The 23,416-nt window shown below is 69.4% G+C and carries 27 protein-coding genes; 18 read left to right on the top strand and 9 right to left on the bottom strand.

Annotated elements, in window-relative coordinates:
* Nucleotides 1-10 precede the first annotated feature (10 nt).
* The 4 genes from FB390_RS03505 (at nt 11) to FB390_RS03490 (ending at nt 3,072) form a co-directional block, all read left to right on the top strand.
* A complete protein-coding gene (locus FB390_RS03505; RefSeq protein ID WP_141807655.1) occupies nt 11-949 on the top strand; it encodes a bifunctional MaoC family dehydratase N-terminal/OB-fold nucleic acid binding domain-containing protein in 939 nt (312 codons plus the stop codon).
* Entirely contained in the window at nt 946-1,365 is a 420-nt protein-coding gene (locus FB390_RS03500) for a MaoC family dehydratase (protein ID WP_141807654.1), read from the top strand. The genes FB390_RS03505 and FB390_RS03500 overlap by 4 nt, the downstream gene beginning before the upstream one ends.
* Complete coding sequence (locus FB390_RS03495) at nt 1,358-2,536, top strand: lipid-transfer protein (RefSeq protein WP_141807653.1); 1,179 nt, start codon at nt 1,358-1,360, stop codon at nt 2,534-2,536. Before FB390_RS03500 ends, FB390_RS03495 begins: the two co-directional genes overlap by 8 nt.
* 98 nt (nt 2,537-2,634) lie before the next feature.
* On the top strand, nt 2,635-3,072 hold the full coding sequence (locus FB390_RS03490) for an NUDIX hydrolase (RefSeq protein ID WP_141807652.1): 438 nt from the start codon (nt 2,635-2,637) through the stop codon (nt 3,070-3,072).
* A 56-nt stretch (nt 3,073-3,128) separates the two neighbouring features.
* On the opposite strand, the gene FB390_RS03485 is transcribed toward FB390_RS03490, so the two are convergent.
* On the bottom strand, nt 3,129-3,707 hold the full coding sequence (locus FB390_RS03485; protein WP_141807651.1) for a TetR/AcrR family transcriptional regulator: 579 nt from the start codon (nt 3,705-3,707) through the stop codon (nt 3,129-3,131).
* 78 nt (nt 3,708-3,785) lie between these two features.
* Between FB390_RS03485 and zapE the strand changes: the two genes are divergently transcribed.
* The 6 genes from zapE to FB390_RS03455 all read left to right on the top strand — a co-directional run bounded on the left by zapE (nt 3,786) and on the right by FB390_RS03455 (nt 9,145).
* Nucleotides 3,786-4,823, top strand: a complete 1,038-nt coding sequence (gene zapE, locus FB390_RS03480) for a cell division protein ZapE (protein WP_141807650.1) — start codon at nt 3,786-3,788, stop codon at nt 4,821-4,823.
* A gap of 182 nt (nt 4,824-5,005) precedes the next feature.
* Entirely contained in the window at nt 5,006-5,926 is a 921-nt protein-coding gene (locus FB390_RS03475; RefSeq protein WP_141807649.1) for a DUF4129 domain-containing protein, read from the top strand.
* A complete protein-coding gene (locus FB390_RS03470) occupies nt 5,923-6,420 on the top strand; it encodes a hypothetical protein (RefSeq protein WP_141807648.1) in 498 nt (165 codons plus the stop codon). The genes FB390_RS03475 and FB390_RS03470 overlap by 4 nt, the downstream gene beginning before the upstream one ends.
* A 27-nt stretch (nt 6,421-6,447) precedes the next feature.
* Complete coding sequence (locus FB390_RS03465; protein ID WP_141807647.1) at nt 6,448-7,410, top strand: AAA family ATPase; 963 nt, start codon at nt 6,448-6,450, stop codon at nt 7,408-7,410.
* The gene (locus tag FB390_RS03460) at nt 7,407-8,690 is read left to right on the top strand and encodes a DUF58 domain-containing protein (protein ID WP_141807646.1); all 1,284 of its coding nucleotides are present in this window, start codon (nt 7,407-7,409) and stop codon (nt 8,688-8,690) included. The genes FB390_RS03465 and FB390_RS03460 overlap by 4 nt, the downstream gene beginning before the upstream one ends.
* On the top strand, nt 8,687-9,145 hold the full coding sequence (locus tag FB390_RS03455) for a hypothetical protein (RefSeq protein WP_141807645.1): 459 nt from the start codon (nt 8,687-8,689) through the stop codon (nt 9,143-9,145). Before FB390_RS03460 ends, FB390_RS03455 begins: the two co-directional genes overlap by 4 nt.
* A gap of 140 nt (nt 9,146-9,285) precedes the next feature.
* On the opposite strand, the gene FB390_RS03450 is transcribed toward FB390_RS03455, so the two are convergent.
* Together FB390_RS03450 and kstD are read right to left on the bottom strand one after the other, a co-directional pair.
* The gene (locus tag FB390_RS03450) at nt 9,286-10,146 is read right to left on the bottom strand and encodes a MaoC/PaaZ C-terminal domain-containing protein (protein WP_141807644.1); all 861 of its coding nucleotides are present in this window, start codon (nt 10,144-10,146) and stop codon (nt 9,286-9,288) included.
* 275 nt (nt 10,147-10,421) lie between these two features.
* Nucleotides 10,422-12,140 carry a 3-oxosteroid 1-dehydrogenase gene (kstD, locus tag FB390_RS03445; RefSeq protein WP_141807643.1) on the bottom strand — a complete coding sequence of 573 codons (1,719 nt, stop codon included), beginning with the start codon at nt 12,138-12,140 and terminating at the stop codon, nt 10,422-10,424.
* Nucleotides 12,141-12,254: 114 nt separating this feature from the next.
* On the opposite strand from kstD, the gene FB390_RS03440 reads away from it, so the two are divergent.
* The 6 genes from FB390_RS03440 (at nt 12,255) to FB390_RS03415 (ending at nt 17,790) form a co-directional block, all read left to right on the top strand.
* Nucleotides 12,255-13,880 (top strand): FAD-binding protein, encoded by a 1,626-nt coding sequence (locus FB390_RS03440; protein ID WP_141811515.1) that lies wholly within the window; start codon nt 12,255-12,257, stop codon nt 13,878-13,880.
* Between the two features lies 1 nt (nt 13,881).
* A complete protein-coding gene (locus FB390_RS03435) occupies nt 13,882-14,667 on the top strand; it encodes a 2-keto-4-pentenoate hydratase (RefSeq protein WP_141807642.1) in 786 nt (261 codons plus the stop codon).
* A gap of 10 nt (nt 14,668-14,677) precedes the next feature.
* Nucleotides 14,678-15,586 carry an acetaldehyde dehydrogenase (acetylating) gene (locus tag FB390_RS03430; protein WP_141807641.1) on the top strand — a complete coding sequence of 303 codons (909 nt, stop codon included), beginning with the start codon at nt 14,678-14,680 and terminating at the stop codon, nt 15,584-15,586.
* A gap of 12 nt (nt 15,587-15,598) precedes the next feature.
* Complete coding sequence (gene dmpG / locus FB390_RS03425; protein ID WP_141807640.1) at nt 15,599-16,636, top strand: 4-hydroxy-2-oxovalerate aldolase; 1,038 nt, start codon at nt 15,599-15,601, stop codon at nt 16,634-16,636.
* A 149-nt stretch (nt 16,637-16,785) separates the two neighbouring features.
* A complete protein-coding gene (locus FB390_RS03420) occupies nt 16,786-17,592 on the top strand; it encodes an SAM-dependent methyltransferase (RefSeq protein ID WP_141807639.1) in 807 nt (268 codons plus the stop codon).
* A 51-nt stretch (nt 17,593-17,643) separates the two neighbouring features.
* Nucleotides 17,644-17,790 carry a DUF1059 domain-containing protein gene (locus FB390_RS03415; RefSeq protein WP_141807638.1) on the top strand — a complete coding sequence of 49 codons (147 nt, stop codon included), beginning with the start codon at nt 17,644-17,646 and terminating at the stop codon, nt 17,788-17,790.
* A 61-nt stretch (nt 17,791-17,851) separates the two neighbouring features.
* On the opposite strand, the gene FB390_RS03410 is transcribed toward FB390_RS03415, so the two are convergent.
* The 4 genes from FB390_RS03410 to FB390_RS03395 form a co-directional block, all read right to left on the bottom strand.
* The gene (locus FB390_RS03410) at nt 17,852-18,250 is read right to left on the bottom strand and encodes an ArsR/SmtB family transcription factor (protein WP_141807637.1); all 399 of its coding nucleotides are present in this window, start codon (nt 18,248-18,250) and stop codon (nt 17,852-17,854) included.
* Nucleotides 18,250-18,906, bottom strand: coding sequence for an SRPBCC family protein (locus FB390_RS03405; RefSeq protein WP_141807636.1), 657 nt, complete (start codon nt 18,904-18,906; stop codon nt 18,250-18,252). Before FB390_RS03405 ends, FB390_RS03410 begins: the two co-directional genes overlap by 1 nt.
* Before the next feature lie 126 nt (nt 18,907-19,032).
* Nucleotides 19,033-19,803 (bottom strand): SDR family NAD(P)-dependent oxidoreductase, encoded by a 771-nt coding sequence (locus FB390_RS03400; RefSeq protein WP_141807635.1) that lies wholly within the window; start codon nt 19,801-19,803, stop codon nt 19,033-19,035.
* Nucleotides 19,804-19,885: 82 nt separating this feature from the next.
* Nucleotides 19,886-20,500 carry a DUF2867 domain-containing protein gene (locus FB390_RS03395; RefSeq protein ID WP_141807634.1) on the bottom strand — a complete coding sequence of 205 codons (615 nt, stop codon included), beginning with the start codon at nt 20,498-20,500 and terminating at the stop codon, nt 19,886-19,888.
* Nucleotides 20,501-20,632: 132 nt separating this feature from the next.
* On the opposite strand from FB390_RS03395, the gene FB390_RS03390 reads away from it, so the two are divergent.
* Complete coding sequence (locus FB390_RS03390) at nt 20,633-21,187, top strand: TetR/AcrR family transcriptional regulator (RefSeq protein WP_141807633.1); 555 nt, start codon at nt 20,633-20,635, stop codon at nt 21,185-21,187.
* A gap of 8 nt (nt 21,188-21,195) precedes the next feature.
* Here the strand turns inward: FB390_RS03390 and FB390_RS03385 are convergent, their stop codons facing one another.
* A complete protein-coding gene (locus FB390_RS03385; protein ID WP_141807632.1) occupies nt 21,196-21,768 on the bottom strand; it encodes a YdeI/OmpD-associated family protein in 573 nt (190 codons plus the stop codon).
* Nucleotides 21,769-21,905: 137 nt separating this feature from the next.
* On the opposite strand from FB390_RS03385, the gene FB390_RS03380 reads away from it, so the two are divergent.
* Entirely contained in the window at nt 21,906-22,664 is a 759-nt protein-coding gene (locus tag FB390_RS03380) for an SDR family oxidoreductase (RefSeq protein WP_141807631.1), read from the top strand.
* Nucleotides 22,665-22,828: 164 nt separating this feature from the next.
* Here FB390_RS03380 and hsaB read toward each other — a convergent pair whose 3' ends face one another.
* Nucleotides 22,829-23,416 carry a 3-hydroxy-9,10-secoandrosta-1,3,5(10)-triene-9,17-dione monooxygenase reductase subunit gene (gene hsaB, locus FB390_RS03375; protein ID WP_141807630.1) on the bottom strand — a complete coding sequence of 196 codons (588 nt, stop codon included), beginning with the start codon at nt 23,414-23,416 and terminating at the stop codon, nt 22,829-22,831.

Below are 23,416 nucleotides of genomic sequence, written 5' to 3'. Positions count from 1 at the left end.
GAGCCGCGTCGTGCCGGACACGTCAACGCCGGAAGCGATCGTCGCCGCCGCCGAGAAGATCATCGCGGCGGGCGAGTGCGCGCCGCGCCTCGCGCGCGACCCGGTGAACCAGCCGATGATCAACAACTGGGTCGAGGCCATCGGCGACACCAACCCGATCTACGTCGACGAGGCCGCCGCCCGCGCCGCGGGCCACCCGGGCATCGTCGCACCGCCCGCCATGGCGCAGGTGTGGACCATGTTCGGGCTCAACGGTGTTCGCCCGGCCGACGACCCGATGGGCGCCACCACCGAACTGCTCGACGAGGCGGGCTTCACCTCGGTGGTCGGCACCAACTGCGAGCAGATCTACCACCGCTACCTGGTGCCCGGTGAACAGGTGAGCGTCACCAGCCGGCTGGAGAGCATCACCGGACCCAAGCGCACCGGGCTCGGCGACGGCTGGTTCGTCACCTTCCGCACTTCGTGGCGAGTCGGCGACGAGCTCGTCACCGAAATGCTGTTCCGCATCCTGAAGTTCGCGCCCGGCACGGCCGCCGCCCCGGCGAAGCCCGCGGGGGAGCGGGTCAAGCCGCTGGTCTCGTGGGACACCGAATTCTTCTGGGAGGGCGCGAAACTCGGCGAACTGCGGATCCAGAAGCTGCCGGACGGCACGCTGCGGCATCCGCCGATCCCCGCCCTGTGGAAGGACAAATCCGAGCAGACCGACTACGTGGTCGCCTCGGGGCGCGGCACGGTGTTCAGCTACGTCGTGCATCACGCGCCGAAAGTGCCTGGACGGCAACTGCCGTTCGTGGTCGCGCTTGTCGAATTGGAGGAGGGCGTGCGCATGCTCGGTGAACTGCGCGGCATCGACCCGGCCGAGGTCGAGATCGGCCTGCCGGTGCGGGTGGAGTTCGAGAAGCTCGACGACGAGGCCGTGCTGCCGTATTGGATGGTGAACAAATGAGGGCCACCGCGGAACCCACTTCCGTGCAGGTCGGCGCGACGCTGCCGGAACTGGTCGTGCACGCCGACCCGACCTTCGTGATCAGCACGGCGCTCGCCACCCGCGATTTCCAGGACGTGCACCACGACAGGGACAAGGCCGTCGCGCGCGGATCGAAGGACATCTTCGTCAACATCCTCACCGACACCGGCCTGGTGCAGCGCTTCGTCACCGACTGGTCGGGCCCGCGCGCCATCGTGAAGTCGATCGCGCTGCGCCTCGGGGTGCCGCTGTACGCGGGCGACACCTTGACCCTCACCGGCACCGTGAGCGCGGTCGACGGCGACGACATCCACATCGACGTCGTCGGGCGCGACAGCCTCGGCGACCACATCACGGCGAAGGTCGTCATGGCGCTGCGGGGTAACAATGACTGAGCACGAACTGTCGGGACGCGCGGCCATCGTCGGCATCGGCGCCACCGATTTCTCCAAGGACTCCGGCCGCAGCGAGTTGCGCTTGGCGGCCGAGGCGGTGACGGCCGCGCTCGCCGACGCGGGCCTCACGCCCGCCGACGTGGACGGCCTGACCACCTTCACCATGGACACCAACACCCAGGCCGCGGTCGCAAGGGCGACGGGGATACCGCAGCTGAAGTTCTTCAGCCACATCGGTTACGGCGGCGGCGCGGCCTGCGCGACCGTGCAGCAGGCCGCCATGGCGGTGGCCACCGGCATCGCCGACGTGGTGGTCGCCTATCGTGCGTTCAACGAGCGTTCGGTGTCGCGGTTCGGTCAGTTCTCCACGGCGCTGGCCACCGCGCCGACCTCCTCGGGCATCGACGCGGGCTGGTCCTATCCGCATGGGCTGGGCACGCCCGCCGCGCAGGTCGCCATGGTGGCTCGCCGCTACATGCACGTCTACGGCGCGACCAGCGAGGATTTCGGCCGGGTCGCCGTGGCCGACCGCAAGCACGCCGCGGTGAACCCGGACGCCTTCTTCTACGGCAAGCCGATCACCCTGGAGGACCACCAGAACTCGCGCTGGATCGCCGAGCCGCTGCACCTGCTCGACTGCTGCCAGGAGTCCGACGGCGGCGTCGCCATCGTGGTGACCAGCGTCGAGCGGGCCCGCGACCTGCCGCAGCGGCCCGCGGTGATCGTCGGCGCCGCGCAGGGTTCCGGCGCGGACCAGTACGTGATGACCAGCTACTACCGCGACGCCATGACCGGTCTGCCGGAAATGGGCCTCGTCGGCGAACAGCTCTGGGCGCAAAGCGGTTTGGGGCCGCAGGACATGCAGGCCGCGATCCTCTACGACCACTTCACCCCGTTCGTGCTCATGCAGCTCGAGGAACTCGGGTTCTGCGGTCGCGGCGAGGCCAAGGATTTCATCAAGGATGGCGCGATCGAGCTCGGCGGCAGGCTGCCGCTCAACACGCACGGCGGCCAGCTCGGCGAGGCGTACATCCACGGCATGAACGGCATCGCCGAAGCGGTGCGCCAGATTCGCGGCACCTCCGTCAACCAGGTCGACTCGCTGCGCAACGTTCTGGTCACCGCGGGCACCGGCGTGCCGACCTCCGGTCTGGTGCTCAGCGCCAACTGATTTCGCGCGGCGATCGGGTTCGCGCCCGCGCACGGTATCGAGCGCCGGTCGCCCCGCGTAGGTTGGAGCGGCAATGTCGCCGCGACGGGAGGAGTCTCATGGCCGACCGGCACCTTGTGGATGTCCACATCATGCTCGTCCGTGGCGGCGAGGTGCTGTTGAGCAGGCGGCGCAGCGACGACGAATTCGATGGTCGCTGGCACCTGCCCGCGGGCAAGCTGGAAGCGGGCGAGTCGGCCACGGCGGGCGCGGCCCGCGAGGCGATGGAGGAGATCGGCGTGGTCGTCGATCCCGCCGACCTGCGCCACATTCACACCGCGCACGTCGTCGGTTCTGGGCGCGAAGCTCGCCTCGGGCTGTTCTTCGAGGCCGTGCACTGGTCCGGCGAACCCGTCAATCGCGAGCCCGACAAGTGCTACGAGCTGGCCTGGTTCGCCTTGACGGCATTGCCGGGTGATGTCATCGAGTACCCGGCCGCGGGTATCCGCGCCTACTTCACCGGCGCCACCTACTCCCAACGCGGCTGGTCCGTCTAGTTCCACCGGTTTCGGTACGCGCGCCGGTGCTCTGTGCACGGCGTCGCCGCGGCGGGTCAGTGGCGAAGGTAGGCCGTCAGCAGGGTGGTCAGCTGCGTGATGCTGGCCGGGGTGCCCGCGGGCAGAGCGCTGCGGTTGCCCGCGAAGCGGTCGAAGACCGCGCCCTCCAGGACGGCGACGAAGTCGGCGGCGGCGGTGTCCGGGTCGGGGAAGCCGGTGGCGCGGAACAGTTCTCGGGCGCGTTCCGTCGAGAAGAGACTGTTGGCAAGGCGACCGTGCAACTCCGGGTCGCCGATGAGGTCGACGATCAGTGCGTGCCGGGCGATCAGGTGGTCGCGGCGTTCGAGGAGCAGCCGGTCCAGCCAGACCGCGATGCCGTGTGCGATGGATGGCAGGCCGGCCGTCTCGGGCGCCTCGAACCGCGCCGCGCCGAAATCGCTTCGGGAACGGTCGGCTATCCGGTCGGCGATCGCCTCGATCAGGGCGCGTTTGGTGCGGAAGTAATAGGAGGACGATCCGGGCGGCAGTTCCAGCTCGGTGTCCAGCGCTCGGTGCGTCAGCGCGCGCAGGCCACGCCGGGCGATCAGTTCGATTGCCGCGTCGACGATCCGGGTGCGCCGGTCGGTTGTGGACATCGTCACCTTCTCTGGTCGCATGCGGCCTCGTGCTCTACAACTGTAGAGGACTCTACAGCTGTAGAGACAGGAGGTGGGATGACGATCGAACTCGACCAGGATCAGCGCGCGGCGGCCGACCGGCTGGCTCGTCTGGTGGATCGGCGCGGCCGCCCGGTCAAGGGTGCGCGCGGCGTCTACCTGCACGGCCGACCCGGCCGCGGCAAGACCATGCTGATGGACCGCTTCCTCGCCACCGTCGACGCCGAGCGCGCGAAGCGCTACCACTTCCACTGGTTCTTCGCCGAATTGCACAGGGCAGCCCACGAAACCGGTTCGATCGACACCGCCATCGAGCGTCTGCTCGGTGCCGCGCGCTTGGTCTGCTTCGACGAGTTCCACGTGCACGACATCGGCGACGCCATGCTGGTCGCCCGCATGCTGGAGGCGCTCTTCGCCCGGCGCATCTCGTTCGTGCTCACCTCGAACTACCCGCCCGAGCGGCTGCTGCCGAATCCGCTGTTCCACGACCGGTTCGTGCCGACCATCGCGCGCATCGTCGAGCATTCGGACGTGGTCTCGGTGGACGGCCCCACCGACTACCGCACACTGCGCAAGCGTGACGCCGCAAGGGGTTTCGCCGCCGGACGCTACCTGATCGGCTGCGTGCCGAGCGAGAGCGAAGCGGAGACGCTCGCCGAACCCGCCCTCCGCCGTGCCTCCGCAGCCGATCCGATGACGGTCCCCGTCGGCACCGCTCGCGTGGTCGCGGCGCTCACGATCCCGATCGGCGATCGCACACTCCGAGCCCGCGCGGTCGAAGGCGACGCGATCACTCTCGACTTCACCGCGCTGTGCGGCACCCCCACCTCGGCCGCCGACTACGTGGACCTGGCCCGGCGCTTCCGGCGCTGGACGATCCGGGACGTCCCTCGGTTGCGCGAGGTGCCGCCGGACTGGGCGATGCGTCTGGTGAATCTCGTCGACGTGCTCTACGACGCGGACCTGGAACTGACGTTCTGCGCCGCGGCGCCCCTGCCGGAACTGGTCGACGGGGTGGTCGGCGTTCCGGACATTTCACGCACCGCCAGCCGTCTCTGTGAGATCTCACAAGCGGTGAGCGCCGCGGCTGGGTAGCCGCACTTTTCCCGCTCTACCTGCGGCGACTCGCCGATGAACCCGGTTAAAAAGGACATGATCCGAAGTATTCGATTCGCTCCCGAGCGGACCGTTCGGCATGTAACTATGTGGCTGATTCGAGCAGTTCCGAGGTTTGGTGGTAAACGCTGGTGGTCCGGGCGCGAGCGGCGATATCGCGCGTGATCGTGCTGATCACGCTGCTGGCCGTTGCCGCCATCGCGTTGCGCGGGCACATTCCCGGCGTGGTCGAGACCGCTGATCGTCGCTCGGGCCCCTCCGCGCTCGCCTTGGCGCTGATGCCGGTGTTGCTCACGGTCTCGGTGGTGATCCTGATCGCGGGAGTGATCGCCAGCCAGCACCGGCTGCCGCTCGCCATGCCCGAAGTCGATCGTGCGGAGGAACGCCCCCAATGGCGACTCGGCCGGGTCGGTCTGCTGGTGCTCGCGGCGCTGGCCGGGCTCGCGCTGGTCTTGGCCGCCGCCTCCGCCGTGTTCTTCGTCGGCGTCGGAAGGGAAGTGCAGCCGTCCGAGCCGACACCCGCCACCGGCGAGGGCGCGCCGCCCGAACACCTCCCCACCACGCCGCCGCCCCAGCCCGGCGGAGCCGAGAGCCTGACCGGAACCAGTTTGGTTCTGACGATCGTCGGCGCGGGCGTCCTGGTCGGTGTCGCGCTGGTCGGTCTGGTGGTGGTCGCCGCGACGGCCCGCCGCAAGCCGGTCGCCGCGCCGCCATTGGAGACACCCGCGCCGCCGACCGCCGTCGACTCGCTCGCCAGGGCCGCCGAAATGGGTCTTGCCGCGATGAACGCGCCTGGCCAGGAGCCGCGCGACGCCATCATCGCCTGCTATGTCGCCATGGAGCGCGGTCTGGCCGTCGACCGCGCGGCCGCACCGCTGGCCTCCGACACCCCGATGGAAGTGCTGGCCCGCGCTTTCGAGCGCGGCGCGCTGCACGACGCGTCCGCCCGCGAGCTGGTCGCGCTCTTCGAGGAGGCCAGGTTCAGCCCGCACTCGATGCTCGAGTGGCAGCGCATGCGCGCCGAACAACTGCTGCGCATCGTGCTCGCCGACCTGCAAGGAGAGGTGGTGGTGGCCGGATGAACAGGGCCGGGATCGCGGCCGCCGCGATCGTCGCGGTGGTGGTGCTGGAACTGGTCGCGTTCGGCAAGGCGCGCGGTGCGATGCTGCTGCTCGCCGCCGTCCCGGTCGCCCTCGCGCTGTTCCAGTTGATCCTGACGTTGCGCGAGCGCGGGAACGCGGAAGGCGACGACCGCGCCGACGACATCGAGAACGGCCCGCTGGAAATGCTGAACCGCTGGCAGGCGCGGGCGCAGATGCTGGCCGACCGCGCCGACGGCAGCAGGGCCGACTGGGATCGGCACCTGCGGCCATTGCTCGCCAAGGAATTCGAGTTGTCCACGGGCATGCGGGTAGCCAAGAACCGCAGGGCGACCGAAGCGGCCGGGATTCTGCAGTTCGGACCGGAACTGTGGCGCTGGGTGGATCCGGCGAACTCGGCACTGCGCGATCAGACGACGCGCGCACCGGGTCGGGCGGCACTGGACGAGATCCTGCGCCGCCTGCAGAGAATGTGAAATGGGTTGACGAGTGCGAGTAGACAAATGACGATGCCACTGGACGTGACCGTCCAGCGAACCGAGGCGGTGCTGCGGGAGCTGGGCCGCGTCGTCGTGGGCAAGCGCGACGAACTACAGCTGATCATGATCGCCGTGCTGTCCGGTGGGCACGTCCTCATCGAGGACCTGCCCGGACTCGGCAAGACGCTGATCGCCAGATCCTTCGCCGCCGCGCTCGGCCTGGACTTCACCCGGGTGCAGTTCACCCCCGATCTGCTGCCCGCCGACCTGCTCGGCTCCACCATCTACGACATGAACTCGGGCCGGTTCAACTTCCGGCGCGGCCCGGTCTTCACCAACGTGCTGCTGGCCGACGAGGTGAACCGCACCCCGCCGAAGACCCAGGCCGCGCTGCTGGAGGCGATGGCGGAGGGACAGGTCAGCATCGACGGCGAGACCTTCCCGCTGCCGCAGCCGTTCATCGTGCTCGCCACCGACAACCCCATCGAATACGAGGGCACCTACCCGCTGCCCGAGGCGCAGCTGGACCGCTTCGCCATCCAGCTGCGGCTCGGCTACCTCTCCGAGCACGACGAGACCCAGATGATCCGCAGACGCCTCGAGCGTGGCGCGACGCCGCCGCAGGTCGGTCAGGTGGTCGACGCCAACGGGCTGCTGGAGATGCGGCAGTCGGTCGAGTACGTCACGGTGCATCCCGACGTGGTGGGTTACGTCGTCGCACTGGCGGGGGCGACCCGCGGCCACCCGCAGGTCGAGGTCGGCGCGAGTCCGCGCGCCGAACTGGATCTGGTGCAGATGTCGCGCGCCCGCGCGCTGCTGCTCGGCCGGGACTACGTCATCCCGGAAGACGTGAAGGCGCTGGCGATTCCAGCCATGGCGCACCGGATCACGCTGCGCCCGGAGATGTGGGTGCGCCGGATTCGCGGCGAGGACGTTATCGCCGAACTGCTGCGCCGCCTTCCGGTCCCGCGCGCCACCGTGACATGACCCGCTCCAGGCACCGCGACGCGAGCGCCACCGTCGAGGCCGAATTGCGGTGGCGCCCAGCGCCGCTGGTGTACATGCTGGCCTGCTGCGCGGCGGTGGCGCTGGTGGTCGCGGTCGTCGCCGCGCGGTGGCAGCTGGTGGTATTCGCCGCGCCGCTGCTCGGCGTGCTCGCGACCGCGCCGTGGCAGCAGTCGCGGACCAGGATCCAGGTCGACGGCGGCGGCACGCTGCGCTGCTTCGAGACCGAGGAGGTGGTGCTCACCGTCGCCGCCTTCGTGGAGGCGGGGCACGCGCTGCTGCGCCTGAAACCGCAGACGGTGCAAGGACTCGGGGTCGAGATCGAGGAGGCGAGCGACTCCGGGGCGGCGCCCGCCGGGCTGCGGCTGGCTCTCTCGGCCGGGCGCTGGGGTCGCTACCCGGTGTCGGTGCGGGTGTCCGCGCTCAGCCCGGCGGGGCTCGCCGTCGCGACGGCGATACTGCCCGCGGGCCAGTTGTTCGTCTACCCGGTGACCGATCCGCAGCGAATGCGCCTGCCGCGCACCGAACTTCCGGAACGGCTCGGCACCCATCTGACCCGCAGACACGGTCCGGGCGTGGAATACGCCGACATCCGCGCCTACGCGCCGGGTGACCAGCTGCGGATCGTGAACTGGCCGGTCAGCGCCCGGCGCGGGCGGCTCTACGTCACCGAGCGGCTGACCAACCGGTCCGCCGACGTCGTCGTGCTCGTCGACACCTCGCAGCAGGCGCCGGGCCCCGCGACCGATTCGCTCGAGCTGTCGGTGCGCGGCGCGGCCCAGGTCGTGCAGTCGACATTGCAGGCGGGCGACCGGACCGCGGTCGTCTGCCTCGGCCAGGGCCCGCGCTGGTTGCGGCCCGACATCGGGCGGCGCCAGTTCTACCGGATCGTCGACACGGTGCTCGATGTGGGCGACGAGCACATCCCCACCACCGGCACACTGGCGCCGCACGCCGCGGTGCCGCTCGGCGCGATCGTGGTGGCCTTCTCCACGCTGCTCGACACCCAGTTCGCGCTCGCGCTGATCGATCTGCGCAAGCGCGGGCACGTCGTGGTGGTGGTGGACGTGTTGCGCGGCACGCCGTTCCGGGACGGACTCGATCAGACGCTCGCGCGTATGTGGCAGCTGGAACGCGCCTCCATGTATCGCGACATGAGCACCGTCGGCGTCGACATCGTGCCGTGGGCGCAGGACGCCAGGCTCGACGAGATCATGCGCCTGCTGCCCGAACATCGCAGGACAGTGCGGGTGCGCCGATGACCAGATTCCTGGCCGTGCTCGCCGGTGTCCTGCTCGTGACGTCGGTTCTGCTGATGTCGCCGCTCGCGGCCCTTCCCGCGCTGATCCTGACGGCGGCGGGCTGGTGGTTCCGTCCCGCCGCGGTCGCCGCCGTGCTCGTCGCGATCGGCGTGCTCGCCTGGGCCGACACCGGTGTGCTCGCCGCGGCCGCGACGGGTTTGGTGGCCACGACCTATCTGCTGAACACCGCGACCGTGACTGCGCCGATCGGCGTCGTGCCGACCACGCTGCCCTCGGTCGTCGGCGCGATGGGATTCGCGGCCTGCGCGGTGGGCGCGGCGCTGCTGCCGCTGCGTCTGGCCTGGGCTCCCGCGGTCGCGCCGGTCGTGGTGATCGTGTTGTACGCCTTGGTGATTCAAGGACTCGGCCCGCGCCGCAGCCGACCGGAGGCAATGGTCGGCCCGCCGTCCGGTTAGCCGGGCAGACGTCGGGTCGTCAGCAACTCTGCTCGCGCCGCGATCGACCGCGCCCGGTGCGACCAAAGGTCACCATCAGTCGGCCCACCGCACTGAAGGTCACCCTCGGTCGGGTTACCGCGCCGACATCTGGACGCGGTCTAGCTGAACTTCAGGCTGACATCCGCGAGCACCGGAGCGTCCTCGCGCTCGACCACGGTCGCGGCGATGACGAGTTCACCGTCGGTGCGCCAGATCCGGGTCCGGATGGTCTCGCCCGGGTAGAGCACACCCGCGAAGCGCGCGCGGAAACCGGTGACGCGGCTCGCGTCGGCGTCCAGGGCGGTGTCGGTCGCCGTCTTGCAGACGATTCCGTACGTGCACAGGCCGTGCAGGATCGGGTTGGGGAACCCTGCGGCGCGGGCGAATTCGGGGTCGGAGTGCAGCGGGTTGCGGTCGCCGAGCATCCGGTACAGCAGCGCCTGCTGCGGCAGGGTGCGTGTCGTGACGTCGAAATCCGGTGCGCGATCGGGCAGTTCCGACTTGGTGCTCGGGCCTCGCTCGCCGCCGAAGCCGCCTTCACCCTTGGCGAAGATGGACGAGCGGGTGGTCCACAGCGGCGCGCCGTCGGAGCCGGTGATGGTGTGCTCCTGCACGACCACCGCGGCCGAGCCCTTGTCCCAGAGCTCGCTGATCCGCCCGGTGCTCGTCGCCTTGCCCGCGGCGGGGATCGGGCGGTGCACCTCCACCTCCTGGTGTCCGTGCACCACCTTCGCCAGGTCGATGTCGATACCCGGGAAGCTCACCTTGGGCGGCTCGGTCTCGTGCAGAGTCTGCGCGACGGTCGCGAAGCTCGGCAGCACCTGCGGCTCCCGGTCGTCGAGGTAGCGCAGCTCGGCGGCGTCGGTCCACCGCGCGCCGGCGCCGAGCCCGAGCTGATAGAGCTGCACATCCGACGGCGTCCACGCGAACTCCCGGCTCGGCAGTTCCGCGCCGAGCGCGATCTTCGGGTCGATGGGCATCAGTTCTCCTTGTGCATGGTTGTGGACGGATTCGTTCGCCCCGGCCCACGATTCGATCCTGCGGGTAGGCGCGCCCCGCCTGCAACGCCGTATCCACTCGCCGGGACAGCGGCTCCGCCGTAAGCCCGGCCGCCGGGAGGCGGAGCTGCGCTGAGCCCCTGGGCGCGCCCGGTGCGTGGCCCGGTGTCGCGGTCGGACCGGCGGGGGTCGGTCGCCCGCGTCAGTTCGGCCGGCACGGTGCGGGCTTCGCCCCGGCGAGCGGGCTGGGCACTCGGTCAGGCCTCGGAGGTCGCCGCCGCCGTGGCCTGCTCCTGCTTGCGCTTGGCGATGTCGAGGACGGCGAGGTAGCCGAAGGTGATCGCGGGTCCGATGGTCGCGCCGGGTCCGGCGTAGGTGTGGCCCATGACCGGCGTCGAGCAGTTGCCCGAGGCGTAGAGGCCCTCGATGGTGCTGCCGTCTTCGCGCAGCACCCGGCCCGCCGAGTCGGCGACGAGACCGCCCTTGGTGCCGAGATCGCCGGGCACGATCTTGGCCGCGTAGAACGGGCCCTGCACCAGGCCGGCGAGGCAGGGGTTCGGCTTCACCGTGGGGTCGCCGTAGTAGCGGTCGTAGTGGCTGTTGCCGCGGCCGAAGTCCTCGTCGGTACCGGTCTCGGCGAACTTGTTGAACCGCTCGACGGTCGCGGCCAGATTCTCCGCCGGCACGCCGATCGCGGACGCCAGCTCTTCCAGGCTGTCGGCCTTGACGATGTTGTCGTTTTCCATCCAGCGGGACGGAAAGCGCAGACCAGGCTGCAATCCGGCGAAGATGTAGCGGTTGCGATAGCGCTGGTCGAACACCAGCCAGGCCGGGATGTTCTCGCCCGGCCCCTCGCCCTGCCCGTATTCGCCGCCGTACATGGTGTGCCCAGCCTCGACGTAAGGAGCCGACTCATTACCGAATCGCTTGCCGTCGCGGTTGACGATGATGCAGCCGGGCAGATTGCGCTCGGCGAGGGCGAACCACGGGCGGCCACCCTTGAAGACGGTCGGCCCCCACCAGGCGTCTTCCATGAAGTCGATCGCGCCGCCCGCCTCGATGCCCGCGCGGATGCCGTCGCCGGTGTTGGCCGCCGCGCCCGTCGTCCACTCGGTGGTGATGGGCTGGCGCTGGTACTTCGCGCGCATCTCCGCGTTGTGCTCGAAACCGCCGCTGCCGAGCACGACGCCGTGGCGCGCGGTGAACACGACTGGCTTGCCGTCCACCAGCGCCCGCACGCCCGTGACCACGCCGTTCTCCACGACGAGTTCCGTCATCGGCGTGTTCAGCAGCACCGGCACGTTCGCGTCCATGAGCCCCTTGCGCATGGCGGCGATGATGGCCTGACCCATGCCCACGATGTGCTTGCCGGTGAACTTCGCCCAGTAGGTGCGCGCGCCGACGCGCATGGCGCGCATCATGCCCTTGGGGTGGCGGCGGATGAGGTTGAGGCGGACGAAATCCGCCTGCATGACGACCACGTTCAGCGGCGCCTTGGCGTACGGAGGTTCCAGCTTGTCCTTCTCCGCGCCCAGGACTTTGAGGTTGAACGGCTTGGGCTCGCAGGAGCGTCCCTCGCCGAGACCGCCGGGCGCCTCCGGGTAGTAGTCCGAGTACCCGGGCACCCACTTCATCTTCAGCGGTGTGTGGTCCAGCACGAAGTCGAAGGCCTCGGCGCCGCGGTCGATGTAGGTGTCGATCCGGTCCTTGGGCACCACGTCGCCGACGATGCTGTGCAGGTAGGTGCGCGCGTCTTCCCGGTCGTCGGGGCGACCCGACGCACGCAGCGCCTTGTTGCCGGGAATCCACACGCCGCCACCGGAGCGCGCGGTCGACCCGCCGTAGTGCGCGGCCTTTTCGATGATGACCGCGCTGAGGCCGTGGTGGGCCGCGGTGAGGGCGGCGGTCATGCCCGCGGCGCCGCTGCCGACCACCACCACGTCGTAGCTGTGTGGCTCGAGAACCGGATCTGTCATGTAGAACACGTTATAGAATGGACGCGCCATTGGTCTATGTTGTGTGGCAGAAGACTTGCTCGGCGTTCCATTTGTCGAGGAAACTTGTTTCAGTTTCGGACCGGAGTGAACTACATGGGCCTCGAATGGGACCTGACCGCTGACGTGGTCGTCGTCGGATACGGCGCCGCGGGCGCGTCCGCCGCCTTGGAAGCGACGGAGGCGGGCGCGCAGGTAGTGGTGCTGGAGCGGTTCAACGGAGGCGGCGCGTCGGCGCTGTCCGGCGGCATCATCTACGCAGGTGGCGGCACGTCGGTGCAGCGCGAGGCGGGGGTGGCCGATACGCCGGAGCAGATGCTCGCCTATCTCGAACGCGAGGTCGGCACGGCCGTCACACCGGCGACGTTGCGCCGTTTCGTGGACGAGAGCCCGGCCATGATCGAGTGGCTGAAGGGGCACGGCGTGCCGTTCGAGGCCTCGCTCTGCCCGTACAAGACCTCGTATCCGAACGACAGCTACTACCTGTACTACTCCGGCAGCGAGGTCTCCGGCTACGGCCGCGAGGTCGCCGAGCCCGCGCAGCGCGGCCACCGCGTCAAGGGCAAGGGCACCTCGGGCAAGCAGCTCACCGGCCCGCTCGCCGCCTCCGCCGCGCGTCGCGGAGTACGCGTCGAAACCTTGACCACCGCAACGCGATTGATCACCGACGACAACGGCGTGGTGATCGGTGTCGAATGCCGGTCGCTGCGCGACGCCCCCGGCCGGGTCCGGGACCGCTACAGCCGCATGGCCAACGTCGCGGCCAAGCCGGGCATCTACTATCCGCCGCTGCGCAAGTCGCTCGAGAAGCGCCTCGACCTGCTCGATCGCCGTTACGGCACGACGATCCGGGTGCGGGCCAGGCGCGGCGTCGTGGTCAGCGCGGGCGGCTTCATCGCCAATCGCGCCATGCTCGCGGAGTACGGTCCGCAGTACCGCGCCGGTCTCGCGCTCGGCACCACCGGCGACGACGGCAGCGGCATCCTGCTGGCGCGGCAGGCCGGCGCGGCCACCGACCGCATGGGCAACGTCTCGGCCTGGCGATTCATCCTGCCGCCCAGCGCTTTCACCGGCTCGCTGCTGGTCGACGCGCGCGGCCGCCGGGTGATCGACGAGACCCGCTACGGCGCCGCGGTCGGCAACAAGCTGATCAACGAGCACGAAGGCAAGGGCTGGCTGCTCGCCGACGCGCGGCTGATGCGCACCGCGATCGAGCAGATCCGCACCCAGGCGACCTGGTTCCAGCGTGGCCAGTTCGAGGTGATGCGCCGCAACGCGGTGCGCGGCGCGACGCTGGAAGCCGTCGCGGCGAAGGCCGGTATCGATCCGGCCGGGCTGCGCGCGACCGTCGACGCGCACAACGGCGCCATCGCCAACGGCACGCCCGACCCGGTCGGCAAACCCGTCGAATTCACCGAACCCGTGCGCAGCGGCCCGTACTGGTTGTTGGATGTGGGGATCAAGCCGAGCCTCACCAACCCGTGCCCGATGCTCACCCTCGGCGGCGTTGTCGTCGACGAGCACACCGGCGCGGTGAAAACCACCGGGGGCGACGACATTCCGGGCTTGTTCGCCGCGGGACGGACCGCCGTCGGCATCTGCTCGGATTCCTACGTCAGCGGTCTTTCGCTGGCCGACTGCGTCTTCTCCGGTCGCCGCGCGGGACGGTCCGCGGCGGGCCAACAGGCCGTCCTCGAAAAAGCAACAGTGGAAGGAAATTAGCGTGCTGTCCGACGCGGTACGAACCGAACTCGCCGACGAACTCGCGCGGGCCGAGAACGATCGGGTCGCCATCGACCCGCTGGTCGCGCGATACCCCGACATCGACGTGGTCGACGCCTACGAGATCCAGCTGATCAACATCCGCCGCCGCCTCGACAGCGGCGCGCGGGTGGTCGGCCACAAGGTCGGCCTCTCGTCCAAGGCCATGCAGCAGATGATGGGCGTGGACGAGCCCGACTACGGGCACCTGCTCGCGGAAATGCAAGTGTTCGAAGACGTTCCGGTCGAGGCGGGCCGCTACCTCTTCCCGCGCGTCGAGGTCGAGGTCGGTTTCGTGCTCGGCGCCGACCTGCCCGGCGCGGACTGCACCGAGGAGGATGTGCTCGCCGCGACCGTCGCCTACGCGCCCGCCATCGAGCTGATCGATTCCAGGATCAAGGACTGGAACATCGGCCTGTGCGACACCATCTCGGACAACGCGTCGTCGGCCGGTTACGTGCTCGGACCGGAGCGGGTCGCGCCGAAGGACATCGACATCAAGTCGATCGACGCGGTGCTCACCCGCAACGACGAGGTGGTCGCCGAGGGGCGCAGCGACGCGGTGCTCGGTGATCCGGTCATCGCCGTGGCCTGGTTGGCGCGCAAGGTCGCCTCGTTCGGTGTGCGGCTGAAGAAGGGCGACATCGTGCTGCCCGGCTCCTGCACCCGCGCCATCGACGCCCGTCCTGGCGACAAGTTCCACGCCGAGTTCGCCGGACTCGGTTCCGTCCGTCTGCAATTCATCTAGGAGGCCTGTCGTGTCCAACGGGACCGTCACCGCCGCGATCGTCGGGTCCGGCAACATCAGCACCGATCTGCTCTACAAGCTGCTGCGCTCGGATGTCATCGAGCCGCGCTGGATGATCGGCATCGATCCGGAGAGCGAGGGCCTGAAGCGCGCCCGCGGGCTCGGGCTGGAGACCTCGCACGAGGGCGTCGACTGGTTGCTCGGGCAGTCCGAGCTGCCGGACCTGGTCTTCGAGGCCACCTCGGCCTACGTGCACCGCGCCGCCGCGCCGAAGTACGCCGAGGCGGGCATCCGCGCGGTGGACCTCACCCCGGCAGCGGTGGGTCCGGCCGTGGTGCCGCCGGTGAACCTCGGCGCCAACCTGGACGCGCCGAACGTCAACATGATCACCTGCGGCGGCCAGGCCACCATCCCGATCGTCGCGGCGGTGTCGCGCGTCGTGCCGGTGCCGTACGCCGAGATCGTCGCCTCGGTGTCGTCGGTGTCCGCCGGTCCGGGCACCCGCGCCAACATCGACGAGTTCACCAAGACCACCAGTCGCGGCGTGGAGACCATCGGCGGCGCCGAGCGCGGCAAGGCGATCATCATCCTGAACCCGGCCGAGCCGCCGATGATCATGCGCGACACCATCTTCTGCGCCATCCCGGAGGACGCCGACACCGACGCGATCGCCGACTCCGTCCACCGGATGGTCGCCGACATCCAGCAGTACGTGCCCGGCTATCGCCTGCTCAACGAACCGCAGTTCGACGAGCCGTCGGTGGTTTCCGGCGGCCTGGCGAAGGTCTCGGTCTTCGTCGAGGTCGAGGGCGCGGGCGACTTCCTGCCCCCGTACGCGGGCAACCTCGACATCATGACCGCCGCGGCCACCAAGGTCGGCGAGGTCATGGCACAGCAGATCAGCTCGACCCGGGTGTAAGGAGCGTTACCCATGGCTTACTCAGCAGAACTCGACATCCGCGTCACCGACACCTCGCTGCGCGACGGCTCGCACCACAAGCGCCACCAGTTCACCGCCACCGAGGTGCGTGACATCGTCGCCGCGCTCGACGGCGCGGGCGTTCCGGTCATCGAGGTGACCCACGGTGACGGGCTCGGCGGTTCCTCGTTCAACTACGGGTTCTCCAAAACCCCCGAGCAGGAACTGGTTACGATCGCCGCCCAGACGGCCAAGCAGGCCAAGATCGCGGTGCTCATGCTGCCGGGCGTCGGCGTCAAGGAAGACATCAAGGTCTCGCAGGACAACGGCGCGTCCATCTGCCGCATCGCCACCCACTGCACCGAGGCCGACGTCTCCATCCAGCACTTCGGCCTGGCCCGCGAACTCGGGCTGGAAACCGTCGGCTTCCTGATGATGTCGCACACCCAGCCGCCGGAGGTGCTGGCCAAGCAGGCGCGCATCATGGCCGACGCCGGGTGCCAGTGCGTGTACATCGTCGACTCGGCGGGAGCCCTTGTCCTGGAACAGGTTTCCGATCGTGTCGCGGCGGTGGTCGCGGAGCTCGGCAACGACGCGCAGGTCGGTTTCCACGGTCACGAGAACCTCGATCTCGCGGTGGCCAACTCCATCTACGCCATTCGCGCCGGTGCCACCCAGATCGACGGCAGCGCACGGCGTTTCGGTGCGGGCGCGGGTAATACGCCGGTCGAGGCGCTAGTCGGCGTCTGCGACAAGCTGGGCATCAAGACCGGCATCGATTTCTTCGCCATCGCCGACGCCGCGGAGGACGTCGTCCGCCCGGCCATGCCGCAGGAATGCCTGCTGGACCGCCAGGCCCTGATGATGGGCTACGCGGGCGTGTACTCGAGCTTCCTCAAGCACGCCGAGCGCCAGGCCGAACGCTACGGCGTTTCCGCCGCCGAGATGCTTGTCCGCGCAGGCAAGCGCAAGCTCGTGGGCGGTCAAGAGGACCAGCTCATCGACATCGCGCTGGAATTGCAGCGGGAGCAGGCCGCGGTTTCCGCCTGAGCTGTGCGATCCGGCCCGCGCGGGTGGTCCCGCGGGCCGGATCGCCGGTCGGCGAATTCGACTGGGGTCCTTGGTAGTCGGACGTCAGGGCAGGCGGGCGTCTCCTAGTATTGGGCGGAGACAATGTCCGGCGAGTCGGGGGTGCGAACGTGTCCGATAGCTCGAACGTGATAGATCCGTCCAAGCCGAGCATCGCTCGGGTCTACGACTACCTGCTCGGCGGTAAGGACTACTACCCGGTCGATCAGGAGATCGGCGACCACTTCAAGATCAATCTTCCCGGTTCGGTGGTCATCGCGACCTCCAACCGCGAGGTGCTGGTCCGCGCCGTCGGCGAGCTCGCCAAGGCGGGCCTGCGGCAGTTCATCGACCTGGGCAGCGGTCTGCCGACCGCCGACAACGTGCACCAGGTCGCGCAGCGGCACGCACCGGACGCCAAAGTCGTCTACATCGACAACGATCCGATCGTCCTCGCGCACGGGCGCGCGCTGCTGGAGGCCGACGATCGGACGGTCGTCATCCAGGCCGACGTCCGCGACGCGAAGGGAATTCGCGAGCATCCCGACGTCATCCGGCTGATCGATTTCGAGCAGCCGGTCGCCGTCGTTTTCAGCGCCATCCTGCACCACCTCAACGACGACGAGAACCCGGCGGACATCGTTCGTTTCTGGACCGACCAGATCCCCTCCGGCAGCGCGGTCTTCATCTCGCACTTCCGGTCCGGGCACAACGCGGAAACCGAAGCGGTGGAGCAGAAGTTGCAGTCCACCTTCGGCCGCGGCCGGTGGCGCACCGACGAGGAGATCGCGGAACTCTTCGGTGATCTCGAGATCTTGGAACCCGGTATCGTCCCCGTCACGCAGTGGCGGCCCGAGCCCGTCACCGGACCGACCGCCGTTCGCGAGCTCACCGTCTGGGAGCAGCTGATCGTCGCCGGTCTGGCCCGGAAGCCCTGATACCACCATCCCTTCGGCCGGCGGCCCGCCGACCGCGACCTAGGACGAACAATGAAGCGAAACCTGAACTGCCCCTGCGGTGAGTCCATCGTCGGCGCCGACGAGGACGATCTCGTCGCCAAGACCCAGGCGCACCTCGCGGAGAAGCACCCCGGACACGAGTACTCGCGCGACGAGATCCTCTTCATCGCTTTCTGATCCGGAGCGCTTCTCGAGCAGCCCGCAAGCCGCCGCGGCCATGGTGTGTCCATGGATTCGGTCAGGCGCCGCGGGCGTTCCTGTCCGCCTGCTCGACCGGCGGCTCGGCGGTGCGCCGGGCCCGTTTGCCGCGGGCGATTTCCGTGGCGAGGGCATCGAGGGGCTGGGCGAACTGGTGCAGCGGTTCGGTCAACGCGGTCAGCCAGGCGCGGGCCGCGTCCAGACCGGCGGCGTCGAGCGCGTACAGGCGACGTGTGCCCTCGGCGCGCACGCTCACCAACCCGGCGTCGCGCAGCACCTTGAGATGCTGGGAGACGCCGGGCTGGGAGATGGCGGCGCGCTGTTGCACGGCCGCGACGAGCGCGCCCGCGGGCTGCTCCTCGACCGCGACCAGCTCGAGGATGTAGCGGCGGATCGGATCGCCGAGCGCCTCGAAGATCCTCGCCGGAGAAGCGACCATCAGGACCCGGCGCCGTCCTCGGGCTCGGTGGTGTAGAAGGTCACCGTCTGGTCCGCGGCCGTGATCGCCGCGGTCGGGTCGTCGCCGTCGGCGACCGCCGCGTCCGCCCACCCGTTGGCGGCCCGCCTGATGAATTCCACACCCTCGGGAGTGGTGTGGAAAGTCAGCACCTCGGCCGGATCCAGCGCCGCCGAAGACTCCACGTGCAGGCCAAGTCCCAGCAGCGCGAGATCCCAGCCGACACCCACGGCCCCCGGGCCGTACTGCTCCCAGAACTCGGGATCGACCGGCGCTTCGTGCTCGAGCTCGAGCACCGTCCCGTCCTCGCTCGCGGTCAACGTCACCGCCAGCCACGAAACCTGCGGCCCCATCTCCCACGTCACCGCGAACCGCCGCGGCGCCTCGCATTCCTCGATCACCCCGCTCGCGTTCCCCTCGAGCTGGTACTTCCCGCCCAGCTCCAGATTCCCGCTCACCGGCAGGAACCACCGCGGAATCCGCTCCCCATTCGTCAACGCGTCCCACAGATCCGCCTGATCCGTCGGATAACTCCGCCGCGCCACCGCGATCCGCGTAACCTCCCCACCCCGCTCCCCGGTCCGAACCTCCCGAACCACCAGCCCGGCGATCCCCGCGGGATCCGTCAACAAGGGCATACCAACCTCCTTCGATAAGTTTGTACTTATATTAACCCACGCACGACCCCCTGACCACGAATCCAACCGGACCGCACGCCGACGCCCGGCTCGCATCGGTCGAACCGGGCGTCGGCCCCTGTGCTTCTACAGCATGCGGTCGGGGATGGCGGTGATGAGGCCGCCGTCGACGAGGAGGTCTTGGCCGTTGATGTAGGAGGCTTCGTGGGAGGCGAGGAAGGCTACGGCGTCGGCGATGTCCTCTGGGGTGCCGAGGCGGCCGGCGGCGACGGCGGTGATGGCGGCGGCTTTGGCTTCGGGGGAGACGTTGTCGCGGTAGGAGGGGGTCTCGATGTAGCCGGGGCTGACGGAGTTGACGCGGATCTTCCTCGGGGCCAGTTCGGCGGCGAGGGTGCGGGTGAGGTTGTGCACGGCGGCCTTGGTGGCGGAGTAGAGGGAGGCGCCGGGGACGCCGCGGTGCAGGGCCCAGGAGGCGTTGACGACGATGGCCGCCTCGTCGGCGAGCAAGGGGAGGGTCTTCTGGACGGTGAAGAAGACGCCCTTGAAGTTGATGCCGACGACGCGGTCGAACTCGTCCTCGGTGATGTCGGTGGTCGGCTGGAAGGCGGCGATGCCCGCGTTGGCGAAGAGCACGTCGAGGCGACCGTGGCGCTCGCGGATCGTGTCCGTCAGCGCGTCGATGTCGCCGAGTTCCGCTACGTCACTGCGGATTCCGAGAAGCCGTTCGCCGCCGCCCAGTTCTTCGACGGCCGCGTCCAGGCGGGTCTTGTCGCGGCCGGTGACGATCACCCGCGCGCCCTCGTCGAGCAGGCGACGGGCGGCCGCGAGTCCGATCCCGCTGGTGCCGCCCGTGACCAGGGCGATCTTGTCGTCGAAACGAGAGTTATTGGCGTGCACGGGCGAAACCTCCGAGGAATCGGGTTGCTGGTACGAACCCTTACGAACAGCCGGCCGCCCGCCGCGATTCCGCCGACTGCGGCTACGCGGGCTGCCGCTGCCAGCCGCGCTCGAAGATGCGCATCAGCGCCGGGTACACCAGCGTGTACCGGAAGGGCGCGATCGCGGCCATGTACACCTTGCCGAACAGCCCGTTCGGCTTGACGAGCACGGCCATCTGCCCCCGGTAACCGGAACCGTCGGGCACCCAACCGATGTGCATCACGGTGTGGACGGTGCGGTTGGCCATCTCGGCGGCCCATTCGTTCTCGGTGAGATACACCGAGGTGAACGGGAAGTTCTCGGTGTCGGGTCCACGCGGCCCGGCGCGCAGATCGTCGGGCAGCCGCTCGCGCAGCGAGGTGACGCGCGCGCCGACGCCGGAGTCGGGGCCGTCCCAGCCGAGCAGCGCGCCCAGTTTCCAGCGAATGTCGAACAGGACCCGGAATGCCAGCGGTTGCGGGGTGTCGTCGCCGGTCGTGATGAGCCGGACCAGCCGCGGGAGATCGTCGGGACCGCCCGGCGTCGGCAGCGCCCACACGTCGTACAGCTCGAACTCGGGGGCGATCTCGTGGATGCGCCACGGTCGCTCGGTGTGCTCGGTGTCGGGGATCTTCCCTTCGTGCCTCGCTGTCGGGACAGGATAGGGAGTCGTCATATCGGCCTCCTCCGTTGGACGCGCAGCATCAATTACCTTGCGCGGCAGGTAATCTCATCTATACGTAGCCGTATATTATCGATCGTAGACCGCCGCGCCCCCGGTGTCGACACCCTCGGCGATACTGGTGGCATGGTCGCCGTCACACGCACACCCCGCAGCCGGTGGGTCGAGCAGGGACTCGCCGCCCTGGCGGCGGGCGGCCCCGACGCCGTGCGCGTCGAGAGCATCGCCGCCGCGCTCGGCGTCACCAAGGGCGGGTTCTACGGGCACTTCGCCGACCGCAACGCCCTGCTGGAGGAAATGCTCGACACCTGGGAGCGGGAGAGCACCCGCGCGGTGGTCGAGCGGGTCGAACAGGAGGGCGGCGACGCCCGCACCAAGATCCAGCGCGCCGGCCTGCTCACCTTCTCCGACGACCGCCTCCGGCCGATCGACCTGGCCGTGCGCGACTGGGCGCGCCGCGACGAGGCGGTCGCCGAGCGCCTGCGCCGGGTGGACAACGAACGCATGGCGTATCTCCGCGAACTGTTCGGCACCTACTGCTCCGACCCCGACGAGATCGAGGCCCGCAGCATGCTCGCCTTCAGCCTCGCGGTCGGCAAACACCTGCTCGCCGCCGACCACGGCCCCCGCAGTCGCCGCGAAGTAGTCGCCTTGGCCTCGGCGTTCCTCCTCGAACGGTGACGCGCGGATCAGCTTGCGCCGCGGTCGAGTTCTTCGACCATCTGCCGCAGTCGCGCGGCGCGTTCGCTCTCGCTGCGTGCCTTCATCAACCGCAGGAACAGCGCGTACTGCCCGGTGCGGCCGAGCTGATCGAACCGCCCGCGCGCTCGCGGGTTCCGGTCCAGCGCCGCGCTCAGATCGTCGGGGATGGTCGCGGTGCGCTGCCGTTCGTAGGCGGCGGACCAGCGGCCGTCCGCTCGCGCCGCGCGAACGGCGGCCAAGCCGGGTTCGCGCATCCGGCCCGCGACGGTCAACGCCGCCACCTTGTCGACATTGACCTGCGACCACGGGCTTTTCGGGCGACGCGGCGAGTAGCGCTGTAGGTAGTGGTCGGCATCGAGCGCGCGGCGGTGGCTGTCGATCCAGCCGTAGCAGAGCGCGCCGTCGAGCGCCTCGCCGATGGTGATAGTGGCGCTCGCCGCGTTCTTCTTGGCGATCCTCAGCCAGACGCCGCTCGACCGGCCGTGGTTGGCGGCCAGCCAGGACTCCCACTCGGCGGGGTCGCTGAGGTCGAGGATCTCGGTGCCGTCGAGCTGGTTCATGGTGGTCTCCGAGGTGCTGGGATGGTTTCTCCCTCTGATCCTCCGCGCATAAGTGCTCACCAATTGAGCAGTTTTGTAATCCGACTCGCAAGTCGCGGCACTTGTGGTGTGCGACCAGGAGGGAGTATCAGTTACTCATGGGTAACATTCTTGTCGCCGGAGGAACCGGGGCGCTGGGCAGGCACATCGTCGCGCTGCTTCGCCGGGAGGGGCATGCGGTGCGAGTTCTCTCGCGCCGGCCGGGCGCGGGCACGCACGTGGGCGATCTGCGGACCGGTGAGGGTGTCGCGGAGGCGGTGGACGGCGTGGACGCCATCGTGCACGCGGCCTCGGACTTCCGTAAGTTCGGCGGGCCCGACATCGAGCAGACCCGCAATCTGCTCGCGGCCGCCACGGACGTCGGCCACCTGCTGTACGTCTCGATCGTCGGCATCGACCGCATCCCGTTCCGGTACTACCGCAACAAGCTCGCCTGCGAACAGCTCATAACGGAAAGCTCTGTGCCGCATACGATTCTGCGCGCGACCCAGTTCCACGAGCTGATCGCGTCGGTCCTGTACGGCGTGGAACGGCTCCCGATCGCGCCGCTGCCCACCGACTTCCGGTTCCAGCCGGTCGCCGCGACGGACGTGGCGGCACGTGCCGCCGAACTGATCCAGGGCCCGCCACTCGGCCGCGCCCCCGATTTCGGTGGCCCCGAGGTGCTGACGCTGGGCGAACTCGCCGACACATGGCGCACGATCAGGTCCCGACCGCGCAGGGTTGTCCGCGTACCCGCGCCGGGCGAGGTGGCGCGGGCGTTCCGCGAGGGCCGGAACACCTGCCCCGACCACACCGACGGCACCCAGAAGTGGGCGCAGTTCGTCAGCGCCGACCAGGGGAACGCCTACTTCTGACGCTGCCGCAGCGCATGCGGAGGTACGCGTAGCAGGCGCTGCCGGACGCAGTCCGTCTTCAGTCCGCGCACGGCCGGAGCGCATGCGGAGGTACGCATAGCAGGCGCTGCCGGACGCAGTCCGTCCTCAGTCCGCGCATGGCCGGAGCGAAGGCGGAGGTACGCCTACAACCAGGTATCCAGCGTCGTCGTCGTGAGGAAGTGGTCGAGGTCCGCCCGCCACGGCGCGGGCACCGTCTTCTCCGGCTCGATGGCGGTGTACTGACCGCGGTAGAACAGCAGGGGCCTGCCGGAGTCCGTGGACTCCGACAGGACCTGCACGCGGCCGATCACGATGTAGTGATCGCCGCCGTCGACGACGCTGTCCACCGTGCACTGGATCGTGGCCAGCGCGTCGTCCAAAACCGGGAGCTCCAGTTCCGAAGTGTGCCAGGAGGTTCCGGCGAACTTGTCGGGTTCGCGGGAGCCGAAGCGGGCGCACAGCTGCTGTTGTTCCTCGGCGAGGATGTTGACGCAGAAGCGTCCGGTCTTCTCGATCGCCGCCCAGGAGCGCGACGCCTTGGTGGGGCAGAACAGCACCAGCGGCGGATCGAGGGACAGGGCGGCGAACGATTGACAGGCGAAGCCGATCGGCGCCGCGTCGTCGCCGAAGGCGGTGATGACGGTGATGCCGGTACAGAACTGCCCCAACACATTTCGGAATTGGCGCGGATCGATCACCGGGTGGCCGTCGGCGGTCGGTTTCGTCTCCAT

Origin of the sequence: Nocardia bhagyanarayanae, from assembly GCF_006716565.1 — a bacterium.
GTDB classification, from domain to species: Bacteria; Actinomycetota; Actinomycetes; order Mycobacteriales; family Mycobacteriaceae; genus Nocardia; species Nocardia bhagyanarayanae.
This window is presented reverse-complemented; position numbering and strand designations above follow the sequence as displayed.